The following is a 20,023-nucleotide window of genomic DNA, read 5'->3' as shown; positions in this document are numbered from 1 at the left end:
ACATTACATTGACGTCACGCCTGTCTCGGGGCGCTCCGGCTGGGGGGCCGGCTCGCGCACCATGAACACGTCGACCGGATCCTCGGTCTCAAGCGTGAATCCGTGCCGCTCGTACAACCGCCGCGCCGGACTGCCCTGCAACACGTTCAGCCGGATCAGGGTGCCATCGCGGTCGCACTGCTCCAGCAGCCCACGCAGCACGGTCTGCCCTTCCGCGATCTTGCACTTACTGCCTCGACGTAGGGGACATTTCGCACATTTAGGCGACCGAAACTACAAGATCGGCGTGGCGTGCCGAGATCTCCGCGTCTGATTGACCCGGCCCTTGGGAGCGCCCCTCGCCGCCCTAGCTGAATGGCGTTGGCTCTAGCGGAAGCGCAGCCCGGCGACGAGGAGTCCGACCAGGCGGCGCGCGTCGTAGCGGGGTTCGGCCGCGCCGATGCAGAGGTTGCCGACGCCGCGCAGCAACTCGAAGGCAGTCACGTCGGCCCGAATCTCACCCGCCGCGGCAGCGGCGTCGAGCAGTTGGGCGCACGCGGGGACGAGGCGGTCCAGGAAGTAGGCGTGCAGCGTCTCGAAGGCGGCGTTGTCGGACTGTAGCGCCTCGGCGAGGCCGTGCTTGGTGACCAGGAAGTCCACGAAGAGGTTGATCCATTGCGCCAGGGCGGCGTGCGGTGTGTCGCTGGTGGCCAGCAGTGCCGGGCCGGCCTCCGCGCACGCCTCGACCTGGTGTCGGTAGACGGCGACGATGAGGTCGGCGCGCGTCGGGAAGTGGCGGTAGATCGTCCCGACACCGACGCCGGCCCTGGCGGCGATGTCGCGCACGGGCGCGTCCACGCCGGAGGTGATGAAAGTCGAGGCGGCGGCGTCCAGCAGTGTCGCCTCGTTGCGCCGGGCGTCAGCCCGCTTCCGCGGGGCCGGCTGCCCTGGTCCGCTGTCGCTGTCGACCACTGCGCCGCTACCTCCATCACTCAGGTTGGCAAAACGGAACCATGTTCCGTATGGTTGTTAGCGGAACATGGTTCCACTTGCTCAGGATGTCAGAGCAGGTGGCCAGAGCCAAACCACGCGTCCGTCTCCTGGAGGAACAGTCATGCAATACCGCACCTTGGGTCGCACCGGCGTACAGGTCAGCACACTCGTACTCGGCGCGATGAACTTCGGCAAGCTCGGGCGCACCACCCAGGATGAGGTGACGGCGATCGTCGACGCCGCGTTGGAGGGCGGGATCAATCTGATCGACACCGCCGACATGTACAGCCAGGGCGAGTCGGAAGAAATGGTCGGCAAGGCCATCGCCGGCCGCCGCGACGACGTCGTGCTGGCCACGAAGGCGGGCATGCCCATGGGCGACGAGCGCGCTCATCGGGGTAGCTCGCGCCGCTGGCTGGTCACGGAGTTGGACAACAGCCTTCGCCGCCTCGGCGTCGACCATGTCGACCTCTACCAGATCCACCGTTGGGACCCGACCACCAGCGACGAGGAGACCCTGTCGGCGCTGACCGATCTGCAGCGAGCGGGGAAGATCCGCTACTTCGGCGCGTCGACCTTCCCCGCGTACCGCCTTGTGCAGGCCGAGTGGGCCGCGCGGGAGCACCACCTCAGCCGCTACGTCACGGAGCAGCCCAGCTACTCGATCCTCCAGCGCGGGATCGAGGCCCACGTCCTGCCCGTGACCGAGCAGTACGGCCTCGGCGTCCTCGCGTGGAGCCCGCTGGCCTCGGGTTGGCTGTCCGGCGCGGTCCGCGCGGGCCGGGAGATCACCACCAGCCGCTCGGCGATCCTGCCCGAGCGCTTCGACACCACCATCCCGGCCAACCGGGCCAGGCTCGATGCTGTCGAGCGACTGGCCACTGTCGCCGACGAGGCCGGCCTCACCATGATCCAGCTCGCGCTGGGGTTCGTCACCGCGCACCCCGCCGTGACCAGCGCGATCATCGGCCCCCGCACCATGGACCACCTGCACACCCAGCTCGCCGCCGCGGACACCGTGCTCACCGCCGACGTACTCGACGCGATCGATGCGATCGTCGCACCCGGCGTCGACCTTGCCGCACACGAGAAGTTCGACACCCCGCCCGCTCTGCTCGACGCGGCACGCCGACGTCGCTGAGTCGAGGTGTCGCGCCCGGGCAGTGGTGATCGACTCGGTATTGCTGATATCGGGGTGTGCGGGTGCTGGGGATAGCGCGATATCAGTGAACCCGAGTTGATCAGTCGTCCACCGCGTCGAGCCCGCCAGCGGCGCTGTCACGAACCGGACAAGACGGTAAAGCCCCTGGTAGAGCACTGTTGGAGGCAGGTGGAGGTAGACGGGTGGCGGGCCACATCCCGATCCTCCGGCCCGGCGGGGACACCATCGTCCGCACCGGTGCCGCCCTCACCCAGTCCGGCCTCCACGCCGCGGCGGTCACGGCACAGCTGCCGTGCCGATCACGCGTACGACAGGCCGTGGCTGCCACCGACACCTCCGCGGGCGCCCGCCGAGGTGCCTCCGCCCACCGGGACAAGGACGTCAGCACCGCCGCCAGTCAGGCGACGCCGCCCACCGGCCGTGCCTGCCGTCCCCGTGCCCCGCCGGCCTTTCGCACTGTGGACCCCGCCGGGTCCGGCGTCGCTCAACCGCGCGCCGCGCCCTGGCGACCGAGCCAGAAAGGGCCCGACATGGCCGCTCCCACCGCAACCGCAGCCTTGAACGCATCCGTCTTCGCGCCGGGTGACCAGATGCTGCTGACCATCACCTACTCAGACGCCGACACCAAACCGCTGACCGTCACCATCGTGGTCACCGACGCGCAGGGCAACAGCAGCGCGCCGGTCAAGGTCACCGCGATCATCGACCCGCTCACCATCAACATCAGCGACAACTCCGGGCGTACCTGGACCCGGGTTTCCGACAACGGCGCCGTGGCCGTGTATCGGTCGGTGGCGTGATGCCCCGGGTCACCGTCCAGGTTCGCGACGCCACCGGAAACACCGCGACGGCCACCGCCGACTACAGCCTGAGCCAGCCGGTGCTCGGTGGTTACTACCTGTCCGGCGGCGCGGACCCGACCGCCGACATGGCCGGGGGCAACTTCCGGTCGCTCACCCAGTACCGCAGCTTCGCCGACGGCTACATCTTTCCCGGCTACAACCGGCCCTGGCTGATCAGTCTGGGTAAGGCCGGGGTGCAGATGAACATGGTCCTGGAGTTGAAGCACTACGGCTCCTCGAACTTCGGGCCGCAGAGCTTCGTGGTGGACGGCACCAGCTACACCGTGCCGGCGCCGTCGATGACCATCCAGCAGCGAACCGGTGCGACCTGGCCGAGGGCGTACGGGTACGGCCAGGTGATCAGCGGGCAGTGTGACGGGTTGTTCGCCCGCGCCCTGTCGCAGTACCGGACGCTCGGTTTCGGGGTGAACATCCAGCTCGCCTCGGAGTTGGACACCGACCACGAGTTCGGCACCACCGAGGACGGCAAGGCGTACACCTGGGCCGAGTCGGATGCTCGGGCGGTGCAGGCGATGAATTACATCCTCACGTGGTTCAAGGCGCGGACGTTGCCCGCCGCGACGACCTTCTCAGTGGGGCTGGGCGGCTTCGACCGGGACTGCTTCCGGCGTACCCACCCGGAGTCGCTGATGGCCCGACTCGACTTCCTCCAGTGGAACGCGTACGGCACCAACGCCAGCCACACCGCGCTGGCCCGGTTTCGGCGCACCAAGGACTGGGCGGTGGCGGATCTCGGCCCGGTGGCGCTGTCCCGGCCCGTGATCATCGCGGAGTGGGGGGTCAGGTCGGCCGAGATCCCGAACCAGCCGGCCTGGATCGCCACCGTGCCGGCGGCGATCGCCCAGCTCAACGCCGAGCGTGGGCCACGGATCGTGCGGACCAACTACTTCAACTCCGGATGGGGCACCCTGACGCCGAAGGCGGTCGGACTGGCCGCGCTCCGCTCCGCGTACGCCACCCGGCCGTACGTCTGATCCATCCCCGGCGGCCCCCCGGGCCGGGGGTCGCCGGTCAGCCCTCGCCGAGCCGTTCGGCGTACGCGTCGCGGGCCTTCTCGTCCGGGGCTCGACACCCGGATCGGCTGCCTATGCTCGGATCATGGAACTGCGGATCTTCACCGAACCCCAGCAGGGCGCCACCTACGACCAGTTGCTCGCCGTCGCCCGGTGCGCCGAGGACGCTGGCTACGGCGCGTTCTTCCGGTCAGACCACTACCTGATGATGGGTGACGCGACCGGCGAACCCGGCCCCACCGACGCGTGGACCACCCTCGCCGGCCTGGCCCGGGACACCAGCAGCATCCGGCTCGGCACGTTGATGACCGCCGCCACCTTCCGGCTGCCCGGCCCGCTGGCGATCACCGTGGCGCAGGTCGACCAGATGAGCGGCGGCAGGGTGGAGCTGGGCATCGGCACCGGCTGGTACGCCGAGGAGCACACCGCGTACGGCATTCCGTTCCCGCCTCTGGCCGAGCGGTTCGACCGGCTGGAGGAGCAGCTCGCGGTCATCACCGGGCTCTGGTCCACGCCGGCGGGGGAGCGGTTCGCGCACGCCGGTCGGTACTACCCGGTCAGCGATTCGCCCGCACTGCCCAAGCCCGTGCAGCAGCCGCGTCCACCCATCCTGCTCGGCGGGATGGGCCCGAAGCGCACCCCTCGGCTGGCCGCCCGCTACGCCGACGAGTTCAACCTGCCGTTCGCCTCGGTGCCGGACACGGCGGCGCAGTTCGATCGGGTCCGCGCGGCCTGCGTCGAGATCGGCCGGGACCCGACCGGGATGGTCTGGTCCAACGCCCTGGTGCTCTGCTGTGGTCGGGACGACGCCGAGGTGTCCCGCCGGGCCGCCGCCATCGGCCGCGAACCGGACGAGTTGCGGGCGAACGGCCTGGCCGGGACGCCGGGCGAGGTCCTGGACGCCATTGGCCGGTACGCGGAGATCGGCAGCCAGCGGATCTATCTCCAGGTGCTCGACCTCACCGACCTGGAGCACCTTGAGCTGGTCGCCACCGAGGTGATGGCGAAGCTCTGAGTTGGCTGGGTGGTCGTAAGACGGCACCGTCGGTCAGGCCCGGTGGGTGCCCGTCCCGACCGCGTTCGGGTCACCCAGCACGGTGTCCAGCCGCCCGTCCCCGTCGCTGTCCACATAGGTGATGTCCGGAATTCCGTCGCCGTCCACGTCGATCTGGACGACGTCGGCGACGCCGTCGCCGTCGAGGTCGGTGACCACCTCCACCGAGCCGTCCAGGTGCCAGGTCACGATCGACTGCGCTCCGGGTGCGCGCGGCGGCGGGCCGGGTGCCGGCACCGGCGTCGGGGCCGGAGCGGGCGCCGGTGTGGGTCGGGGCCCGGGCGTGGGCGCCGGGTGGCTCGGCAACCCGCCGGCCGGCGGGGCGCTGGCCTGCTCGACCCCGATGCCGGTGGGGTCCAGCTCCTCCTCGGAGGGGAAGACGTCGCCCCGTAGGGCCGGATCACGGTAGCTGCTCATGAGCGTAGGGTTCCCCGACGATGACGAGAACAACCGTGCCCGATCGACCGGTGTCCTCCCTGCCCGTTTTGGCGCACGATGCTGGGACCGACGCCACGGTCATGAACGGGGGTCCGAGCGTGGAATTGCGCCGGAGTCGGGGCGCCCGTGTGCTCGCCCTGGTCTGCGTACTCGGTGGGGTGGTGTTGCTGGCGCTGCCGAGCGACGGCGCCCTGCTACGGACGATCATCGCCGTGGGCGCTGTCGCGCTCGGCGTTGTGGCACTGGTCAGCGCGCTGCGACCGTTCCGGTTCGAGATCAGCGCGGAAGGGCTCAGCATCCGACGGCCCGGCCTGCGCCGGGTGATCCGTTGGACCGAGGTCGACGCGCTGGTCCTCGACGAGCCGCCCCGACGCGACGGCCATCCGCAACGGCCGAGGCTGCTGCTGGTCCCTGTGCCGGGTGTGACGCTTGAGCCGGTGACCGCCCGCCATCCGCTCGACGGCCGCCCCGCCATCGAGTTGCTCGTCCTCGATCAGGTCCGCGAACAGCCCGAGCAGGTGTCCGCCGCGCTCACCCGCCTCGCCGGAGGCCGTTTCGTCGACCTGCCCGCTCTGCGCCGCGCCGCGTTCGCCGACCCGGACCTGCCCACCGGTCTGCGCGGCTACCAGATGGACCGGATCGACCAGCTGATCCGGCGCGGCCAGGACGCCCTGGTGTCCGGGGACGCGCAGACCCGGCAGGCGGCCCGGGGGGAGATCGAACGCGTCTGCGCGGCCGGCCTGCCGGTCGCCCAGCGTGGCTACGGCCGGCTACAGACGGATCCGGTTCTGGACGCCCTCGTCGCCGCGTTGGCCGACCACCAGTCCACGGATCGGGAGACCGCCACATGACCGCGCAGGGACAGAACGCCACCTCGGCCACCGCGGCCGACGTTCCGCGTCGCAACTGGGCCGGCAACGTTCGGTACGCCGCGCAGGCGTTCCACCGACCCACCTCCGTCGACGAGCTGCGCCGACTTGTCGCGGGCAGCACCCGGATCCGGGCGGTGGGCAGCGGTCACTCCTTCAACCGCTTCGGCGACACCGACGGCGACCTGGTCAGCCTCGCCGGGCTGCCCCCGGTGGTCGACGTGGACCACGAGCGTCGGCAGGTCACCGTGACCGGCGCGATGCGCTACGGCGACGTCGCCCGACAACTGCACACCCAGGGGTACGCGCTGGCCAACCTCGCCTCGCTGCCGCACATCTCGGTGGCCGGCGCGGTGGCCACCGCCACCCACGGCTCCGGCCAGACCCACGGCAACCTGGCCACCGCCGTCGCCGGCCTGGAGTTGGTCACCGCCGACGGCGATCTGCTGCGGGTCGACCGCGACGCCGACGGTGACACCTTCGCCGGCATGGTGGTCGGGCTCGGCGCGCTCGGCCTCGTCACCCGGGTCACCCTGGACGTGGTGCCGGCCTTCGAGCTGCGCCAGTACGTGCGACTCGACCTGCGTCGGGAGGCGCTGGACGAGGCGCTCGGCTCGGCGTACAGCGTGAGTGTCTTCACCGACTGGCGTACGCCTCGGCTGCGTGAGGTGTGGCGCAAGCAGGTGACGGACCAGCCGCCGCCCTCGGCGGACTGGCTCGGCACCACCGCCGCCGACGAGCCACGGCACCCGGTGCTCGGGATGCCGGCGGAGAACTGCACCCCGCAGCTCGGCGAGCCGGGTCCGTGGCACGAGCGTCTGCCGCACTTCAAGCTCGGCTTCACCCCGAGCAGCGGCGACGAGTTGCAGTCCGAATACCACCTTGCGCGTACGGCGGCAGCCGAGGCGCTCGCCGCGCTGGACGACCTGGCGGACCTGATCGCCCCGGTCCTGCTGGTGTGCGAGCTGCGTACGGTGGCGGCGGACGAGCTGTGGCTCAGCCCGAACCACCGGCGGGACAGCTTCGTGCTGCACTTCACCTGGATCGACGACACCGCAGCCGTGCTGCCGGTGGTGGCCGCGGTGGAGGAGCGCCTGGCACCGTTCGCGCCCCGCCCGCACTGGGGCAAGGTCTTCGTCACCGACCCGGCTGAGCTGGCCGCGCGCTACCCGAGGTACGCCGACTTCGCCGCCCTGCTGACCCACCTGGACCCGACCGGGAAGTTCCGCACCGACCTGCTGGACCGCTACTTTCCCCGCTGACCCACCCCCTTTCCGCCGCTGACCCACCCCTGCCATAGCGCGATGGCAGGGGTCGGGTGGGATTGGTGGGGTGGCGCACCTCGACAGACACTGATCGATGTCGATGGGTCTCATTGACCGGTCCCCGTCCCGGGACCGTCGGCTCCACCCCTCGGAGCGAGACATGCAACTCGTACCCGCCAACATCCCCGGCCCAGTCGCCCGCCGCCGCACTCATCGTGGCCTGCGGTGGGCGCTCGCCCTGGTCGTGCTCGGCGCCGGACTGGGCGCCGCGCCGGCCGCTCATGCCGCCGCCAGCCCGTATCAGCGCGGCCCTGCCCCCACCGTGGCCAGCATCGAGGCCAGCCGGGGCGCGTTCGCCATCGCCCAGAGCACCGTCGCCGCCACCAGCGTCACTGGCTTCCGCGGCGGAACGGTCTACTACCCGACCAGCACCGCCGAGGGCACCTTCGGCGCGGTGGCGATCTCACCTGGCTACACCGCCACCCAGTCCAGCGTGGCGTGGCTCGGGCCGCGCCTTGCCTCGCAGGGCTTCGTCGTGATCACGATCGACACGCTGTCCCGCTACGACCAGCCGGCCAGCCGGGGCACGCAACTGCTGGCAGCCCTGGACTACCTGACCAACAACAGCAGCGTGGGAACCCGGATCGACCGCAACCGGCTTGCCGTGATGGGCCACTCGATGGGCGGCGGCGGCAGCCTCTCGGCGGCGAACTCACGGCCGCAGTTGCAGGCCGCGATTCCGTTGACCGGCTGGCACTCCGTCAAGAACTGGTCGGGCGTACGAGTGCCGACGCTGGTGATCGGCGCGGAGAACGACTCGGTGGCGCCGGTGGCGTCGCACTCGGAGCCGTTCTACACCAGCCTGCCGTCCACGTTGGACAAGGCGTACCTGGAGCTCAACAACGCGAGCCACTCGGCGCCCACGTCGTCGAACGTGACGGTCGCCAAGTACAGCATTTCCTGGCTGAAGCGCTTCGTCGACGACGACACCCGCTACGAGCAGTTCCTCTGCCCCGCACCCCAAGCCTCCACCATCCAGGAATACCGCGACACCTGCCCACACTCCTAACCACAGCCCCCGCCCCTTCCGCCCGCCCCGCCCCTCCACTGGTGATCATGAAGTTATTGCCACCCGGCGCGGCGTGTCGGCGCAATAACTTCATGATCAACGGGGTGGGGTGGGTGGGGTGGGGGTGGATCGGGTGGGGCGTTGCAGGGTGCTGCGTTGGACGGCGCGACTGATGTCGCTGGGGGAGATGATGCCCATCAGGCGGCCGTCGTCCGTTACCACGAGGGCGCGGCCGTCGGCACACTCGCTGAGCCGGGGGAGCAGGTCGTTGAGTTGCTCCCCCGGCTCGGCGAGGACCAGCTGGTCGGCCCGGCAGGCCACCTCGGCCAGCGTCGTCGACGCCCGCCGCTCGGCCGGTACGCCCCGCACCCGGTCGACGGTGACCAGGCCGGTCGGCCGGCCCTCCTCGGTCAACGGCAGAGCCGAATGCCGGTACGCGAACAGGTAGTGGTCGACGAAGTCGGCGACCGTCATCTCCGCCGAGGCGGTCTGTGGCTGCGGGGTCATCACGTCGCCCACTCGAATACCGCGCAGCGCACTGCCGGTGCGGGCCTGCCGCTCCTCCATCCCTGCGGCGCCGATCAGGAACCAGCCGATCAGGGCCAGCCAGAGCCCACCGAAACCGACCCCGGACAGGAACTGCCACAGCCCGAGACCGATCAGCAGCACACCCAGCACCCAGCCGGCGCGGGCGGCGACCACGGACGCCCGGGTCCGGTCACCGGTGGCCTTCCACACCGCGGCGCGCAGCAACCGGCCGCCGTCCAGGGGTGCGGCCGGCAGCACGTTGAAGATGGCCAGCAGCACGTTGATGCCCGCCAGCCACGCCACCGCCCCGAAGAGCAGCCCGTCCTGCCCGGCCAGCGCCAGCAGCGCGGCGATGGCACCGAAGAACGCCCCGATCAGCAGACTGACCAGCGGGCCGACGCCCGCGATCCGTAGCTCCGCGCCCGGGTCTCGCGGCTCGCCCCGCAACTCGGCCACGCCGCCGAACAACCAGAGCGTGATGCCGTCGACGGTCAGCCCGTTGCGCTTGGCCACCACCGCGTGCGACACCTCGTGGGCGAGCAGACCAAGGAAGAAGACCACCGCAGCGGACAGCCCAGCCAGGGTGTACGCCACCACTGAGCGGTCAGGGTACGAGCGGGGGAACTGGTTGGCGGCCAACCCCCACGTGATCAACGCGAAGATGACCAGAACGCTCCAGTTGACGCCGACCGGCACCCCCGCGACCCGGCCAAGCCGGAAACTGGCCCTCATCCCACGGACATACCCCGCCAGGCCGCAGGCATGCCGAGGAGTCGGGCGCTACCGCGTGATCAGTCAGCGGTGCCGGGTGGGACGATCCAGGCGCTGGGTTGTCCGGTGATCGCGCTGATGACGTCGAAATCGCCGTCGTGGTGCAGGACGGTGACCCCGTGTCGCTCGGCGGTGGCGGCGATCAGCAGATCCGCCCTGGACAGGGCCCGATGGTTGCCCTTGTGCAGGGCCTGCAGGTGCACGTCGACCGCTCGATCCCAGACCTCGTCAGGCATCGACAGCCACCGGAAACCGCCCATCAACCACCGGGCACGCAGCGCATCCTTGGCAGTGCGGGCGCTGTGGATGACCTCGATCTCGACCGCCCCGCACACCGCGAGCAGTCCTCGGTCGGAGAGCTCACCGAGCACCGGAGCCACTCGACGCTTGGGTCAGCGGGCGAGGGCCGAATTGTCCAGCAGGTAGTGCTCGTGGTTCACGCCGCGTCCGGCTCGGCGGTCTCGACGGGGCCCGTCAGATCGGGCAGTCCTCCGCTCTTGAGCCAGTCGGCGAACTGCCGCCGCTTCTCCCGATCCACGACAGCCTTGAGGGCGGCGTTGACGGTGGCCTTCTTCGTCGTGGTTCCGAGGATCTGGCCGGCTTCGGCGAGTAGTTCGTCATCTACGTCAAGGATCGTCCGGCTCACGGTGCCTCCTCAGGTGGGCGATCAGCGTCGGTGATATCAATCAGGCACGAATTTGATATCAACCCGGGCTGAGTCGCCATGCTGACATCTCAAGGTGGATGCGGGTCGCCCGTCGGGATAGTTACGAGGGTGGCGAGGCTGACCGACACCGGCGATGACCCGTACCTCTGGCTGGAAGAACTTGATGGTACGAATGCCGCCCGGTGGGTTCGGAGCCGAAATGCGGAGGCCGTCGCCACCTTGACCCCCGGTGAGGCGTTCGCGGGTCTGCGGGCCGAGATCAGGGAGGTGCTCGACGCCGAGGATCGGATTCCCTACCCGGGCTGGCGCGGGGACGACTTCTACTACGGCTTCTGGCGGGACAGGGCGCATCCTCGCGGGATCTGGCGACGGACGACGCTCGACCAGTACCGCCGCCCCGAGCCGGAGTGGGACGTGCTGCTCGACGTCGACGCGTTGGCAGCCGAGGAAGGCGAGAACTGGATCTGGAGCACTGTGGCAGTGCTGCGGCCCGGTTATGAGCGTTGCCTGGTCAGCCTCTCCCGGGGTGGTGCGGACGCGGTCGTGGTGCGCGAGTTCGACCTCGGGCGCCGTGAGTTCGTCGCGGACGGCTTCACGCTTCCTGAGGCGAAGAGCAGCGTCTGCTGGATCGACGTCGACACCATCTACGTCGCCACCGACTTCGCGCCCGGCTCCCTGACCGCATCCGGCTACCCCCGGGTGGTGAAGCGGTGGCGGCGCGGCATCGCCCTGGCCGAGGCCACCACCGTCCACGAGGCGCGAACCGACGACATCGCCGTGTACGCCTCGCACGACCCGACGCCCGGGTTCGAGCGCGACTTCGTGGGCCGCTTCCTGGACTTCTACCGCAGCGAAAACTACCTGCTGACGGAGGCGGGTGAGCTGACCCGCATCTCGGTGCCGGAGGACGCCCGCTGGCACGTACACCGGGATTGGTTGTTGATCCGGTTGCGGTCGGCGTGGGTGGCTGGGGGAATCACGTATCCACCCGGTGCCCTGCTGGCGACCCGGTTCGACGCGTTCCTGACCGGCGACCGGGAGATGACGGTGCTGTTCCGGCCGGACGATCGTACGGCGCTCAGCTACTACTCCTGGACCCGGAACCATCTGATCCTGGGCACCCTCGCCGACGTCAGAAGCCGACTGGAGGTGCTGACGCCGGGCGAGACTGGCTGGCAGCGGGAACCGCTCGCGGGAGTGCCGGAGCTCGACCACAGCCGAATCGTGGCGACCGACCCGGAGCACAGTGATGCCTACCTGCTCGCCTCGGAAGGGTTCCTGCAACCGGCGACGTTGCGGCTCGGACAGATCGGTGGGGCGGTCGAGATCCTCAAGCGGGAACCGGCCATGTTCGCCGCCGAGGGCCTGACCGTTCGTCAGTTCTTCGCCACCTCGGCAGACGGCACGCGGGTGCCGTACTTCGTCGTGGGCGACCCCGACGCGCCCGGCGGCCCAACGCTGCTCACCGGTTACGGCGGGTATGAGCATTCGCTGGTCCCGCAGTACGGCGGCGTCATCGGTCGGGGATGGCTCGCGAGGGGCGGCACGTACGCGGTGGCGAACATCCGGGGCGGTGGGGAGTACGGCCCCGAGTGGCACCGGGCCGCGCTGCGGGAGAACCGGCCCAGGGCGTTCGAGGACTTCGCGGCGGTGGCGGCCGATCTGGTGAGGCGTGGCATCACCACACCGGCGCAGCTCGGCATCGAGGGCGGCAGCAACGGCGGCCTACTGATGGGGGTGATGCTGACCCGTTACCCGTCACTCTTCGGCGCTGTCGTCGCGCAGGTGCCGGTGCTGGACATGCGGCGGTACCACCGGCTGCTGGCCGGCGCGTCCTGGATGGCCGAATACGGTGACCCGGATCGGGAGGCGGACTGGGCGTACCTGCGCGACTATTCGCCGTACCACAACATCCACGGTGACCGGTCGTGCCCGCCGGTCCTGCTCATCACCTCGACCAGAGACGACCGGGTGCATCCCGGGCACGCCCGCAAGATGGCGGCCCGGCTGCGCGATCACGGCCACGAGGTGTCCTACTACGAGAACGTCGATGGTGGACACGGGGCAGCGGCGAACAACGAGCAGAGAGCCTTCCTCTGGGCGCTGACGCTGGAGTTCCTCTGGCGGAAGCTGAGCACGCCACAACCCGGGTCAGCGGTGCCGCCACGCCAGCACACCCACACCGGTGACCGATGGCAGGAGCCGGTCGCCGAGGGGCGCTGACGCCCGTCTCGCCCAGGATGGCCAGGGGCACTCGGTTCGGGACGGTTCAGCGGCGAGGGCTTTCGCTGGCGATGGTCACATCTCGGGGCAGTGCCGCCGCGCGTAGCGCCCAGTCCAGGGCGTAGTCGGCGATGCCCTCCCAGCCGTCCTGCCCGACGGTGAAGTGGGACCGCCCGGGGAACTCCTCGAAAGCGGTGAGAGCCCGGGACTTCTGGTAGAGCCCCGCGTTGGAGCGGACCACCGACGGCGGCACCACGTGGTCGAGCTCGCCGGTCATCAGCAGCAGCGGCGCCCGGTCGTTTCGTCCGACGTCGACGCGGGCCGGTGAGCGCGGGTCGACATTGGCGAAGGCGCCCTCGAAGAAGACCCGCCCGGCACCGGGGACGGCATAGCGCTGCCAGGCCCGGTCGGAGTCTTCGCGGCTCATCGCGTTACCGAAGGTGTAGGCGAAGTCGTCGGGGGTGAACGGGACGGCCTTGTTTCGGTTGGCGGGGCTGCGCAGGATCGGGAAGCCTGAGCGCAACTGGCTCAGCGGCACCTTGAGCACCCCCTTCACCGCTGCGGGATGCACCCCGACCGCCGCCGCGCCGAGGCCCCGGTCGACGAGGATCTGGGTGAACAGGCCACCGAACGAGTGCCCCATGATGATCGGGGGTCGTGGCAGCGCCCGGATGATCTTGTCGTAGTGCGCGACGATCGTGGCGATGCTCTGTTCGGCGATCGGGCTGGGATCGTCGCGCAGCTGCTCCACGGATCGGTCCATGCCGGGCCAGGCGGGGGCGATGACATGCAGGCCGCGTTCGGTGTACCGCTGGGCCCACCCCTCCCAGCTGCGCGGGGTCATCCAGAGCCCGTGAATCAGTACGACCGTGTCGACCTGGCCCTGCGGCGTGGTACCCATCGCGTCCTCCCCGTGTCGTGGCGTTCGGCCCGGCGGGTACCCGTTGCCGGGCGGGGAATTCCTTCGCCGGTCGAGCGGTGACCCCTGACAAATGTCACGGCGGGGACGTGACGACCGCTCCGGGCATCGGGGTACGCGCCACCGGAGCATCGTTGACATGACCAGTACCCATCTGGCTGTCGAGTTGGACGGCCTCACCAAGACCTTCGGCGCGGTCACCGCAGTCGACGGGCTGAGCCTGCGGGTGCAGCCCGGCGAGGTGGTGGCCTTCCTCGGCCCCAACGGGGCGGGCAAGACCACCACCATCGACATGCTGCTCGGGCTGGCCCGCCCGGACGCGGGCACCGTCCGCATCCTCGGCGGCACCCCGGACGACGCGGTGGCCCGGGGCCGGGTCGCCGCCGTACTCCAGACCGGCGGGTTGCTCAAGGACCTCACAGTGGGCGAGACGGTCGAGATGACCGCGCACTTCTACCGGCACACCCGCCCGGCTGCCGAGGTGTTGGAGCGGGCCGGCATCGCCGACATCGCCGGGCGGGTGGTCGGGCGCTGCTCGGGCGGCCAGCAGCAGCGGCTGCGCTTCGCGCTGGCCCTGCTGCCCGACCCGGACCTGATGGTGCTCGACGAGCCGACCACGGGCATGGACGTGGAGGGCCGCCGGGACTTCTGGCAGGCCCTACGCCGCGACGCCGGGGACGGTCGGACCGTCATCTTCGCCACCCACTACCTGGACGAGGCGGACGCGTACGCCGATCGGATCGTGCTGGTCCGGCAGGGGCGCATCGTCGCCGACGGCACCACCGCGGAGATCAAGAACCTGGCCGCCGGCCGGACGGTGCGGGCCACCCTGCCCGGCGCCGACCAGGCCGCGCTCGCCGCGCTGCCCGGCGTGGACGCCGTGGAGGTACGCGGTGACAGCGTGCTCGTGCGGACCGGCGACTCGGACGCGATCGCCCGGCACCTGCTCACCCGGACCGCCGCCCGGGACCTGGAGATCACCTCCCGCAACCTCGAGGACGCCTTCCTCGCCCTGACCACCGCGCAGACCGGAGCCTGAGATGACCACCCTGCGGGCCACCCCCACCCCCACCCCCACCCGTGCCGTTGAGCCGGACCGTCGGTTGCCTGCCCTGGGTGGGTTCGCACCGGGCGTCCTGCGCATCGAGCTTCGCCGGGTGCTACGGAACCGCCGCACCCTCGCCTTCACGCTGATCATGCCGGGCGTCTTCTTCCTCATCTTCGGCCTGCCACAGGGCGGGCAGCTGTTGGACAACGGCCGCCCGGTGACGGCGTACGTCATGATCAGCCTGGCGGTCTACGCGGCCATGGTGGCGACCACCAGCGCCGGTGGCGCGGTGGCCACCGAGCGGGCGCTGGGTTGGAGCCGCCAGTTGCGGCTCACCCCACTGCGCCCGACCGCGTACGTGGCCACGAAGCTGATCACCGCGATGACTCTCGGCCTGCTCGCGGTCGTCGTCGAGTTCCTGGTGGGCGCTGCGGCCGGCGTCCGCATCCCGGTCTACGTCTGGTTGCTGTCCGGGCTCGCCGCCTGGATCGGCTCGCTGGTCTTCGCCGCCTTCGGTCTGTTCATCGGCTACCTGGTGCCGGCCGAGAACGTCATGCAGTTCATCGGCCCGATCCTGGCCGTGCTGGCCATGTTCGGCGGGCTGTTCGTCCCGGTCGAGGTGCTGCCGGAGGTGCTTCAGCAGGTCGCGAAGTTCACCCCGGTGTACGGCATGGGTGTGCTGGCCCGCGCCCCACTGACCGGCGATGGCGTGAGCATGGCGGCGGTGGCCAACCTCGTCGTCTGGGCGCTGGTCTTCGGCGTCGGCGCGGCGCGGCTGTTCCGCCGGGACACCGCGCGGGTCTGACCGCCCGGACCGCTAGCGTGAACCCGATGGACCTCTCTACGGGGCAGCGCCGGCCGGCGGACCGCCACTGGCGGTACACCGGCTGGCTGCTGGCCACCGTGTGGCTGTTCTTCCTCAACGTGCCGCTCTCCACCGCGCTGCACCAGCCACAACCCTGGCGGCGGGTCGTGGGCGTGACGACACTTGTCGCCTTCGGCATCGGTTACGTGCTGCTGTTCCAGTGGGCCCGCCGGCTGCGCCAGTCCCTGCTGCCGATCCCCGGGGGCCGGGCGCGGGCCGGGCTTCTGCTGCTGCTCGCGGTGGGCCTGGCCAGCATCCCGGGCACCGACGGGGACTGGCTGGCCACCCTGGTCTACGTAGCGGCGGCGGCGGTGTTCCTGCTGCCTCCGTGGGAGGCGTTGGCCGCCGTGGTGCTCTGCGCGCTGACCCCCGCGCTCGCGTCCTGGCTGGTGACGGGATGGCAGGCGGAGAGCGGGATCGTCTTCGCGGTGCTGCTCGCCTCGTTCGCCATGTTCGGGGTGTCGCAGTTGGCGCAGCGCAACAGTCAGCTACAGGCCGCCCAGCAGGAGATCGGCCGGCTCGCCGTCGCCGAGGAGCGGGCCCGCGCCGCCCGCGATCTGCACGACATCCTCGGGCACTCGTTGACCGTGGTGGCGATCAAGGCCGAGTTGGCCGGGCGGCTGATCGAGGTGGACCGGGACCGGGCCGCCGCCGAGATCGCCGAGGTGGAGGGGCTGGCCCGCGCGGCGCTGGCCGACGTACGGCAGACGGTTGGGGCGTACCGCGAGGTCAGCGTTGCCGCGGAGCTGGCCGGCGCCCGTTCCGCGTTGGTCTCGGCAGGCATTGCGGCGGACCTGCCGGCCGAGGTGCCGGACCTTCCGGCCGAGTGGGACCGGTTGTTCGGGTGGGCGGTTCGGGAGGGGGTGACCAACGTGGTCCGGCACAGCGGGGCGCGGTGCTGCACGGTCCGGGTATACGCGGACCGGGTCGAGGTGAGCGACGACGGTCACGGTCCGTCCACTCCCGACGTCAGCGGGCACGGGTTGATCGGCCTGCGTGAGCGGGCGCGGCAGCTGGACGCCGTGGTGAGCGTCGGTCGTCGGCCGGACGGCAGTGGCTTCCTGCTCCGGGTGCTCGTGCCGGCGGAGTCCCGGTGAGCGGCCCCGGTACGCAGATCCGGCTGCTGCTCGCCGACGACCAGGCGCTGGTCCGGGGCGCGCTGGCCGCGCTGCTCTCGCTGGAGGACGACCTGACCGTGGTGGCCGAGGTCGGCCGGGGCGACGAGGTGGTGCCCGAGGCCCGACGCAGCGCCCCCGACGTCGCCCTGCTCGACGTGGAGATGCCCGGCCTGGACGGGATCGCCGCCACCGCCGCGCTGCGGGCCGCGCTGCCGACGTGTCGGGTGCTGGTGGTGACCACCTTCGGCCGGCCCGGCTACCTGCGCCGGGCGATGGAGGCCGGCGCGGGTGGCTTCGTGGTCAAGGACACCCCGGCCCGGCAGCTCGCCGATGCGGTCCGTCGAGTGCACGCCGGCCTGCGGGTGGTCGACCCGACGCTGGCGGCGGAGACCCTGGCCGCCGGGATCAGTCCGCTGACCGAGCGGGAGGCCGAGGTGCTGCGGACGGCCCGGGGCGGTGGCTCGGCCGCTGATCTGGCCAGGGCGCTGCATCTGTCCGAGGGGACGGTGCGCAACCATCTCTCGGCGGCGATCGGTAAGACCGGTGCGCGCAACCGGGCGGACGCGATCCGGGTCGCCGAGCAGAACGGCTGGCTGCTCGGCGAGTGAGCGCGGTGCGTTAGCGTGCCGGCGCTCAGGCGGTCGGTGGCGGGGTGGGCAGTCGGTCGACCACGACCAGGCTGCTGCCGGGACGGACCTCGGCGAGCAGCTCCCGCTGGCCGGTGCGGGTCAGCCGGATACAACCGTTGGTGACGTTCTCGCCCAGGTCGTCGTCGTCCTGCCAGGTGTGCACCCCGATGTGCGCACCGCGCAGCCCGGCCGGCACCGACTCCGGGTCGTCGGGGATCGACCCGAGGGCGTAGATGTCCACCCCGCCGTAGACCTCCTCCGGTGGTGGGGTGCGGCCCAGGATGAAGGTCCGCCCGAGCGGAGTGTCCTGCCCCGACTGGCCGAGGCTGATCTCCCAGGAGCGCACCGCCTTGCCGGCCCGGTACCAGGTGAGCCGGTGGACCTTGCGTTCCACCACGATCTGGTCACGCAGCGGCACGGTGTCGAATCCACCGGGGGGCAACCAGGCGAGCCGCCGGTTGGCCGAGGGCAGCAGGACGGCCGTCCAGCCGGCGCGCCGGTCGGCGATCGGCATGGTCAGCTCGACACCGCGGATCGTCGGTTCGAGGAAGGCTCGCGGACGACCACCGGGCGCGTCGTACGCGGCGATCCGCCTGGTCGGGTGCGCGCCCTCGGTCAGCGGCGTGGTGTCCATCGTGGCCGGATCGGCGGGGAACCCTCCGGGCGCGGGCTCGTATTCGACCACCGGCAGCCCGGCGGGGGCGGGCGCGGCCGGGGGGACCGGCTCCTCGGGGTTCTGCTCGACACTGCTCGGGGTCGGGTCGGCTGCCACGACCCGGTCTTCGGGGGCCGTCGAACTCGGGGTGAGAGCCTGGCCGACCAGTAGCGCGGTCACCAGCAGCGCGGGTACGGCGATGGCGGCGGCCACCCAGATGCCGCGGCGGCGGTACGGAGACTTTCGGTCAAACGACACGAAACCACTCTATGGTGGCGGATCGTTCGGGGCCCCCGGTTCGGTGATACCCGCCGACCGGAGGCCCCAGCCGATTCAGACCCGTGCGCCGATGTGGATGGCCACGGCGTCGTGTGCCGGCACGTTGGCCGCGAACCAGCCGCCACCGTCCACCGTGATCACCGGCCCGCTGCACGTGCCGCCCGCGTACGTGCCGTGGATGACGTCGCAGTACCGCCCTGCGGGCAGCCCCGTTGAGTAGGAGCGGCCGTTCACCGCGGCATCCTCGTCGTTGACGGTGATGAAACCCTTGCCGCTACGGCTGAACGCGATGTGGTTGTTGCCGTTGTCGTACCAGTTGGCCACACCGGCGCCCTCGGTGGCGTTGCGGAAGCCGACCATGTTGGCGATCACCGGCCAGCGGTGTTCACACTCCCAGCCCGAGTAGCAGGTGGCGTTGAGCGTCTTGTTGGCACCGTCGGACGGCGGGCCGGCATCCCGGTTGCTGAAGGTGTAGCTGGACATGACGGTCGGCGAGCCGTACGGCCAGGCCAGCATGAACGCGTTCGCCAGGGAGTAGATCCCACGATCCTTGTAGGTGAGCACCCCGCCACTGTCGCGCTGGGTGTCGTGGTTGTCGACGAACACCGAGGCCGGCCCGGTGGGCAGGTGCCCCCAGCCTTCGCCGAAGTTGCGCAGGTAGGCCAGCCGCTCCGAGCGGAACACCCGGGCCAGGTCCTTGCCGTAGCGGAACTCGTGCACGTCACCGATGCCGGTGTACTCGGTCGGCTGGATCGGCTCACCAGCGCCGTAGATGACCTCCTGCACGATGTACGCGGAGCGGGAGAGCTTGCCCTTGATCGCGGCGATGTCGGCGGCCGGCATGTGCTTGCTGGCGTCCAGCCGGAAGCCGTCCACGCCCAGGGAGAGCAGGTCGTTGAGGTATGAGGCGATCTTCGTACGGACGTAGTCCGACTCGGTCTTCAGGTCCGAGAGGTTGACCAACTCGCAGTTCTGTACCTCGTAGCGGTCGTTGTAGTTGGCGATGTCGTCGCCGCCGTTACGCCCACAGTGGTGGAAGTCCTGCGTCTGGTAGATGCCCGGGTAGTCGTAGTGCGAGTAGGAGGAGCCGGCCCAGCCGGTGCCGCCGTTGGCCTGACCGGACATGTGGTTGATCACCGCGTCGACGATCACCTTGACCCCGGCGGCGTGACAGGTGTTCACCATCGACTGGAACTGGGCCCGGGTGCCCTTGCGGGACTCGATCCGGTAGCTGACCGGCTGGTACGCCAGCCACCACTGGTTGCCCCGCACGTGTTCCTGCGGGGGCGAGACCTGGACGTAGCCGTAGCCCTTCGGGCCGAGCGTGCTCTGGCACTCGCTGGCCACCGAGGGCCAGTTCCACTCGAAGAGCTGGACGTTGACCTTCTTGTTGCCGGACGGGGCGGCGACGGCCGGGGGTGCCGTCACGGCGGTGGGGACGAGTAGGCCGGCGATCAGGCCGAGGGCGAGGATCGCTGACCCGCGTCGACGTCGGTGCATCGGGACTCCTGACGGGAGCGGGGGTGGGGGTGGCGGTGCGGGGGAGCGCCGGGCTGCTCGAATCTTGCAACCCATGCTGAAATTTGCCGAAATATTACAAGCGTGTTGCAACAACT

Annotated in this window: 21 protein-coding genes; 12 read left to right on the top strand and 9 right to left on the bottom strand. The window is 70.6% G+C overall.

Annotated elements, in window-relative coordinates; genetic code table 11:
- Positions 1-3 precede the first annotated feature (3 nt).
- On the bottom strand, positions 4-201 hold the full coding sequence (locus PCA76_RS25295; RefSeq protein WP_272612929.1) for a GNAT family N-acetyltransferase: 198 nt from the start codon (positions 199-201) through the stop codon (positions 4-6).
- A 165-nt stretch (positions 202-366) separates the two neighbouring features.
- Positions 367-951, bottom strand: a complete 585-nt coding sequence (locus PCA76_RS25290; protein WP_272612928.1) for a TetR/AcrR family transcriptional regulator — start codon at positions 949-951, stop codon at positions 367-369.
- Between the two features lie 142 nt (positions 952-1,093).
- Here PCA76_RS25290 and PCA76_RS25285 point away from each other — a divergent pair, with 142 nt between their 5' ends.
- The 4 genes from PCA76_RS25285 (at position 1,094) to PCA76_RS25270 (ending at position 5,025) form a co-directional block, all read left to right on the top strand.
- Entirely contained in the window at positions 1,094-2,113 is a 1,020-nt protein-coding gene (locus tag PCA76_RS25285; RefSeq protein ID WP_272612927.1) for an aldo/keto reductase, read from the top strand.
- 551 nt (positions 2,114-2,664) lie between these two features.
- Positions 2,665-2,934, top strand: a complete 270-nt coding sequence (locus PCA76_RS25280; protein ID WP_272619606.1) for a hypothetical protein — start codon at positions 2,665-2,667, stop codon at positions 2,932-2,934.
- Positions 2,934-3,971, top strand: a complete 1,038-nt coding sequence (locus PCA76_RS25275; protein WP_272612926.1) for a hypothetical protein — start codon at positions 2,934-2,936, stop codon at positions 3,969-3,971. The genes PCA76_RS25280 and PCA76_RS25275 overlap by 1 nt, the downstream gene beginning before the upstream one ends.
- Before the next feature lie 124 nt (positions 3,972-4,095).
- Positions 4,096-5,025 (top strand): LLM class F420-dependent oxidoreductase, encoded by a 930-nt coding sequence (locus tag PCA76_RS25270; protein WP_272612925.1) that lies wholly within the window; start codon positions 4,096-4,098, stop codon positions 5,023-5,025.
- A 33-nt stretch (positions 5,026-5,058) separates the two neighbouring features.
- Here the strand turns inward: PCA76_RS25270 and PCA76_RS25265 are convergent, their stop codons facing one another.
- The gene (locus PCA76_RS25265) at positions 5,059-5,481 is read right to left on the bottom strand and encodes a hypothetical protein (RefSeq protein ID WP_272612924.1); all 423 of its coding nucleotides are present in this window, start codon (positions 5,479-5,481) and stop codon (positions 5,059-5,061) included.
- A gap of 119 nt (positions 5,482-5,600) precedes the next feature.
- On the opposite strand from PCA76_RS25265, the gene PCA76_RS25260 reads away from it, so the two are divergent.
- The 3 genes from PCA76_RS25260 to bdeA all read left to right on the top strand — a co-directional run bounded on the left by PCA76_RS25260 (position 5,601) and on the right by bdeA (position 8,705).
- The gene (locus PCA76_RS25260) at positions 5,601-6,353 is read left to right on the top strand and encodes a hypothetical protein (RefSeq protein ID WP_272612923.1); all 753 of its coding nucleotides are present in this window, start codon (positions 5,601-5,603) and stop codon (positions 6,351-6,353) included.
- Positions 6,350-7,633: an FAD-binding protein gene (locus PCA76_RS25255; RefSeq protein ID WP_272612922.1), complete on the top strand. Its 1,284-nt coding sequence runs from the start codon at positions 6,350-6,352 to the stop codon at positions 7,631-7,633. Before PCA76_RS25260 ends, PCA76_RS25255 begins: the two co-directional genes overlap by 4 nt.
- A gap of 163 nt (positions 7,634-7,796) precedes the next feature.
- Complete coding sequence (bdeA, locus tag PCA76_RS25250) at positions 7,797-8,705, top strand: bis(hydroxyethyl) terephthalate hydrolase (protein ID WP_272612921.1); 909 nt, start codon at positions 7,797-7,799, stop codon at positions 8,703-8,705.
- A 96-nt stretch (positions 8,706-8,801) separates the two neighbouring features.
- On the opposite strand, the gene PCA76_RS25245 is transcribed toward bdeA, so the two are convergent.
- The 3 genes from PCA76_RS25245 to PCA76_RS25235 all read right to left on the bottom strand — a co-directional run bounded on the left by PCA76_RS25245 (position 8,802) and on the right by PCA76_RS25235 (position 10,650).
- Positions 8,802-9,965 (bottom strand): site-2 protease family protein, encoded by a 1,164-nt coding sequence (locus PCA76_RS25245; protein WP_272612920.1) that lies wholly within the window; start codon positions 9,963-9,965, stop codon positions 8,802-8,804.
- A gap of 59 nt (positions 9,966-10,024) precedes the next feature.
- Positions 10,025-10,375 (bottom strand): PIN domain nuclease, encoded by a 351-nt coding sequence (locus PCA76_RS25240; RefSeq protein WP_272612919.1) that lies wholly within the window; start codon positions 10,373-10,375, stop codon positions 10,025-10,027.
- Positions 10,376-10,440: 65 nt separating this feature from the next.
- Entirely contained in the window at positions 10,441-10,650 is a 210-nt protein-coding gene (locus PCA76_RS25235; RefSeq protein ID WP_272612918.1) for a type II toxin-antitoxin system VapB family antitoxin, read from the bottom strand.
- A gap of 129 nt (positions 10,651-10,779) precedes the next feature.
- Between PCA76_RS25235 and PCA76_RS25230 the strand changes: the two genes are divergently transcribed.
- The gene (locus PCA76_RS25230; RefSeq protein WP_272612917.1) at positions 10,780-12,894 is read left to right on the top strand and encodes a prolyl oligopeptidase family serine peptidase; all 2,115 of its coding nucleotides are present in this window, start codon (positions 10,780-10,782) and stop codon (positions 12,892-12,894) included.
- 46 nt (positions 12,895-12,940) lie between these two features.
- Here PCA76_RS25230 and PCA76_RS25225 read toward each other — a convergent pair whose 3' ends face one another.
- A complete protein-coding gene (locus PCA76_RS25225; protein WP_272612916.1) occupies positions 12,941-13,795 on the bottom strand; it encodes an alpha/beta hydrolase in 855 nt (284 codons plus the stop codon).
- A 157-nt stretch (positions 13,796-13,952) separates the two neighbouring features.
- Here PCA76_RS25225 and PCA76_RS25220 point away from each other — a divergent pair, with 157 nt between their 5' ends.
- The 4 genes from PCA76_RS25220 to PCA76_RS25205 are packed head-to-tail and all read left to right on the top strand — an operon-like array spanning position 13,953 to position 17,452.
- A complete protein-coding gene (locus tag PCA76_RS25220) occupies positions 13,953-14,852 on the top strand; it encodes an ABC transporter ATP-binding protein (protein ID WP_272612915.1) in 900 nt (299 codons plus the stop codon).
- Between the two features lies 1 nt (position 14,853).
- The gene (locus PCA76_RS25215) at positions 14,854-15,666 is read left to right on the top strand and encodes an ABC transporter permease (protein WP_272612914.1); all 813 of its coding nucleotides are present in this window, start codon (positions 14,854-14,856) and stop codon (positions 15,664-15,666) included.
- Between the two features lie 26 nt (positions 15,667-15,692).
- Complete coding sequence (locus PCA76_RS25210) at positions 15,693-16,823, top strand: sensor histidine kinase (RefSeq protein ID WP_272612913.1); 1,131 nt, start codon at positions 15,693-15,695, stop codon at positions 16,821-16,823.
- A complete protein-coding gene (locus PCA76_RS25205) occupies positions 16,820-17,452 on the top strand; it encodes a response regulator transcription factor (protein ID WP_272612912.1) in 633 nt (210 codons plus the stop codon). Before PCA76_RS25210 ends, PCA76_RS25205 begins: the two co-directional genes overlap by 4 nt.
- Before the next feature lie 25 nt (positions 17,453-17,477).
- Here PCA76_RS25205 and PCA76_RS25200 read toward each other — a convergent pair whose 3' ends face one another.
- On the bottom strand, positions 17,478-18,386 hold the full coding sequence (locus tag PCA76_RS25200) for a L,D-transpeptidase (RefSeq protein WP_272612911.1): 909 nt from the start codon (positions 18,384-18,386) through the stop codon (positions 17,478-17,480).
- Positions 18,387-18,461: 75 nt separating this feature from the next.
- The gene (locus PCA76_RS25195) at positions 18,462-19,907 is read right to left on the bottom strand and encodes an alpha-amylase (RefSeq protein WP_272612910.1); all 1,446 of its coding nucleotides are present in this window, start codon (positions 19,905-19,907) and stop codon (positions 18,462-18,464) included.
- Positions 19,908-20,023: the final 116 nt, after the last annotated feature.

This window comes from Micromonospora sp. LH3U1, assembly GCF_028475105.1.
Lineage (GTDB): Bacteria > Actinomycetota > Actinomycetes > Mycobacteriales > Micromonosporaceae > Micromonospora.
The sequence above is the reverse complement of the archived record's forward strand: the minus strand, read 5'-3'. Positions and strand labels throughout refer to the sequence as shown.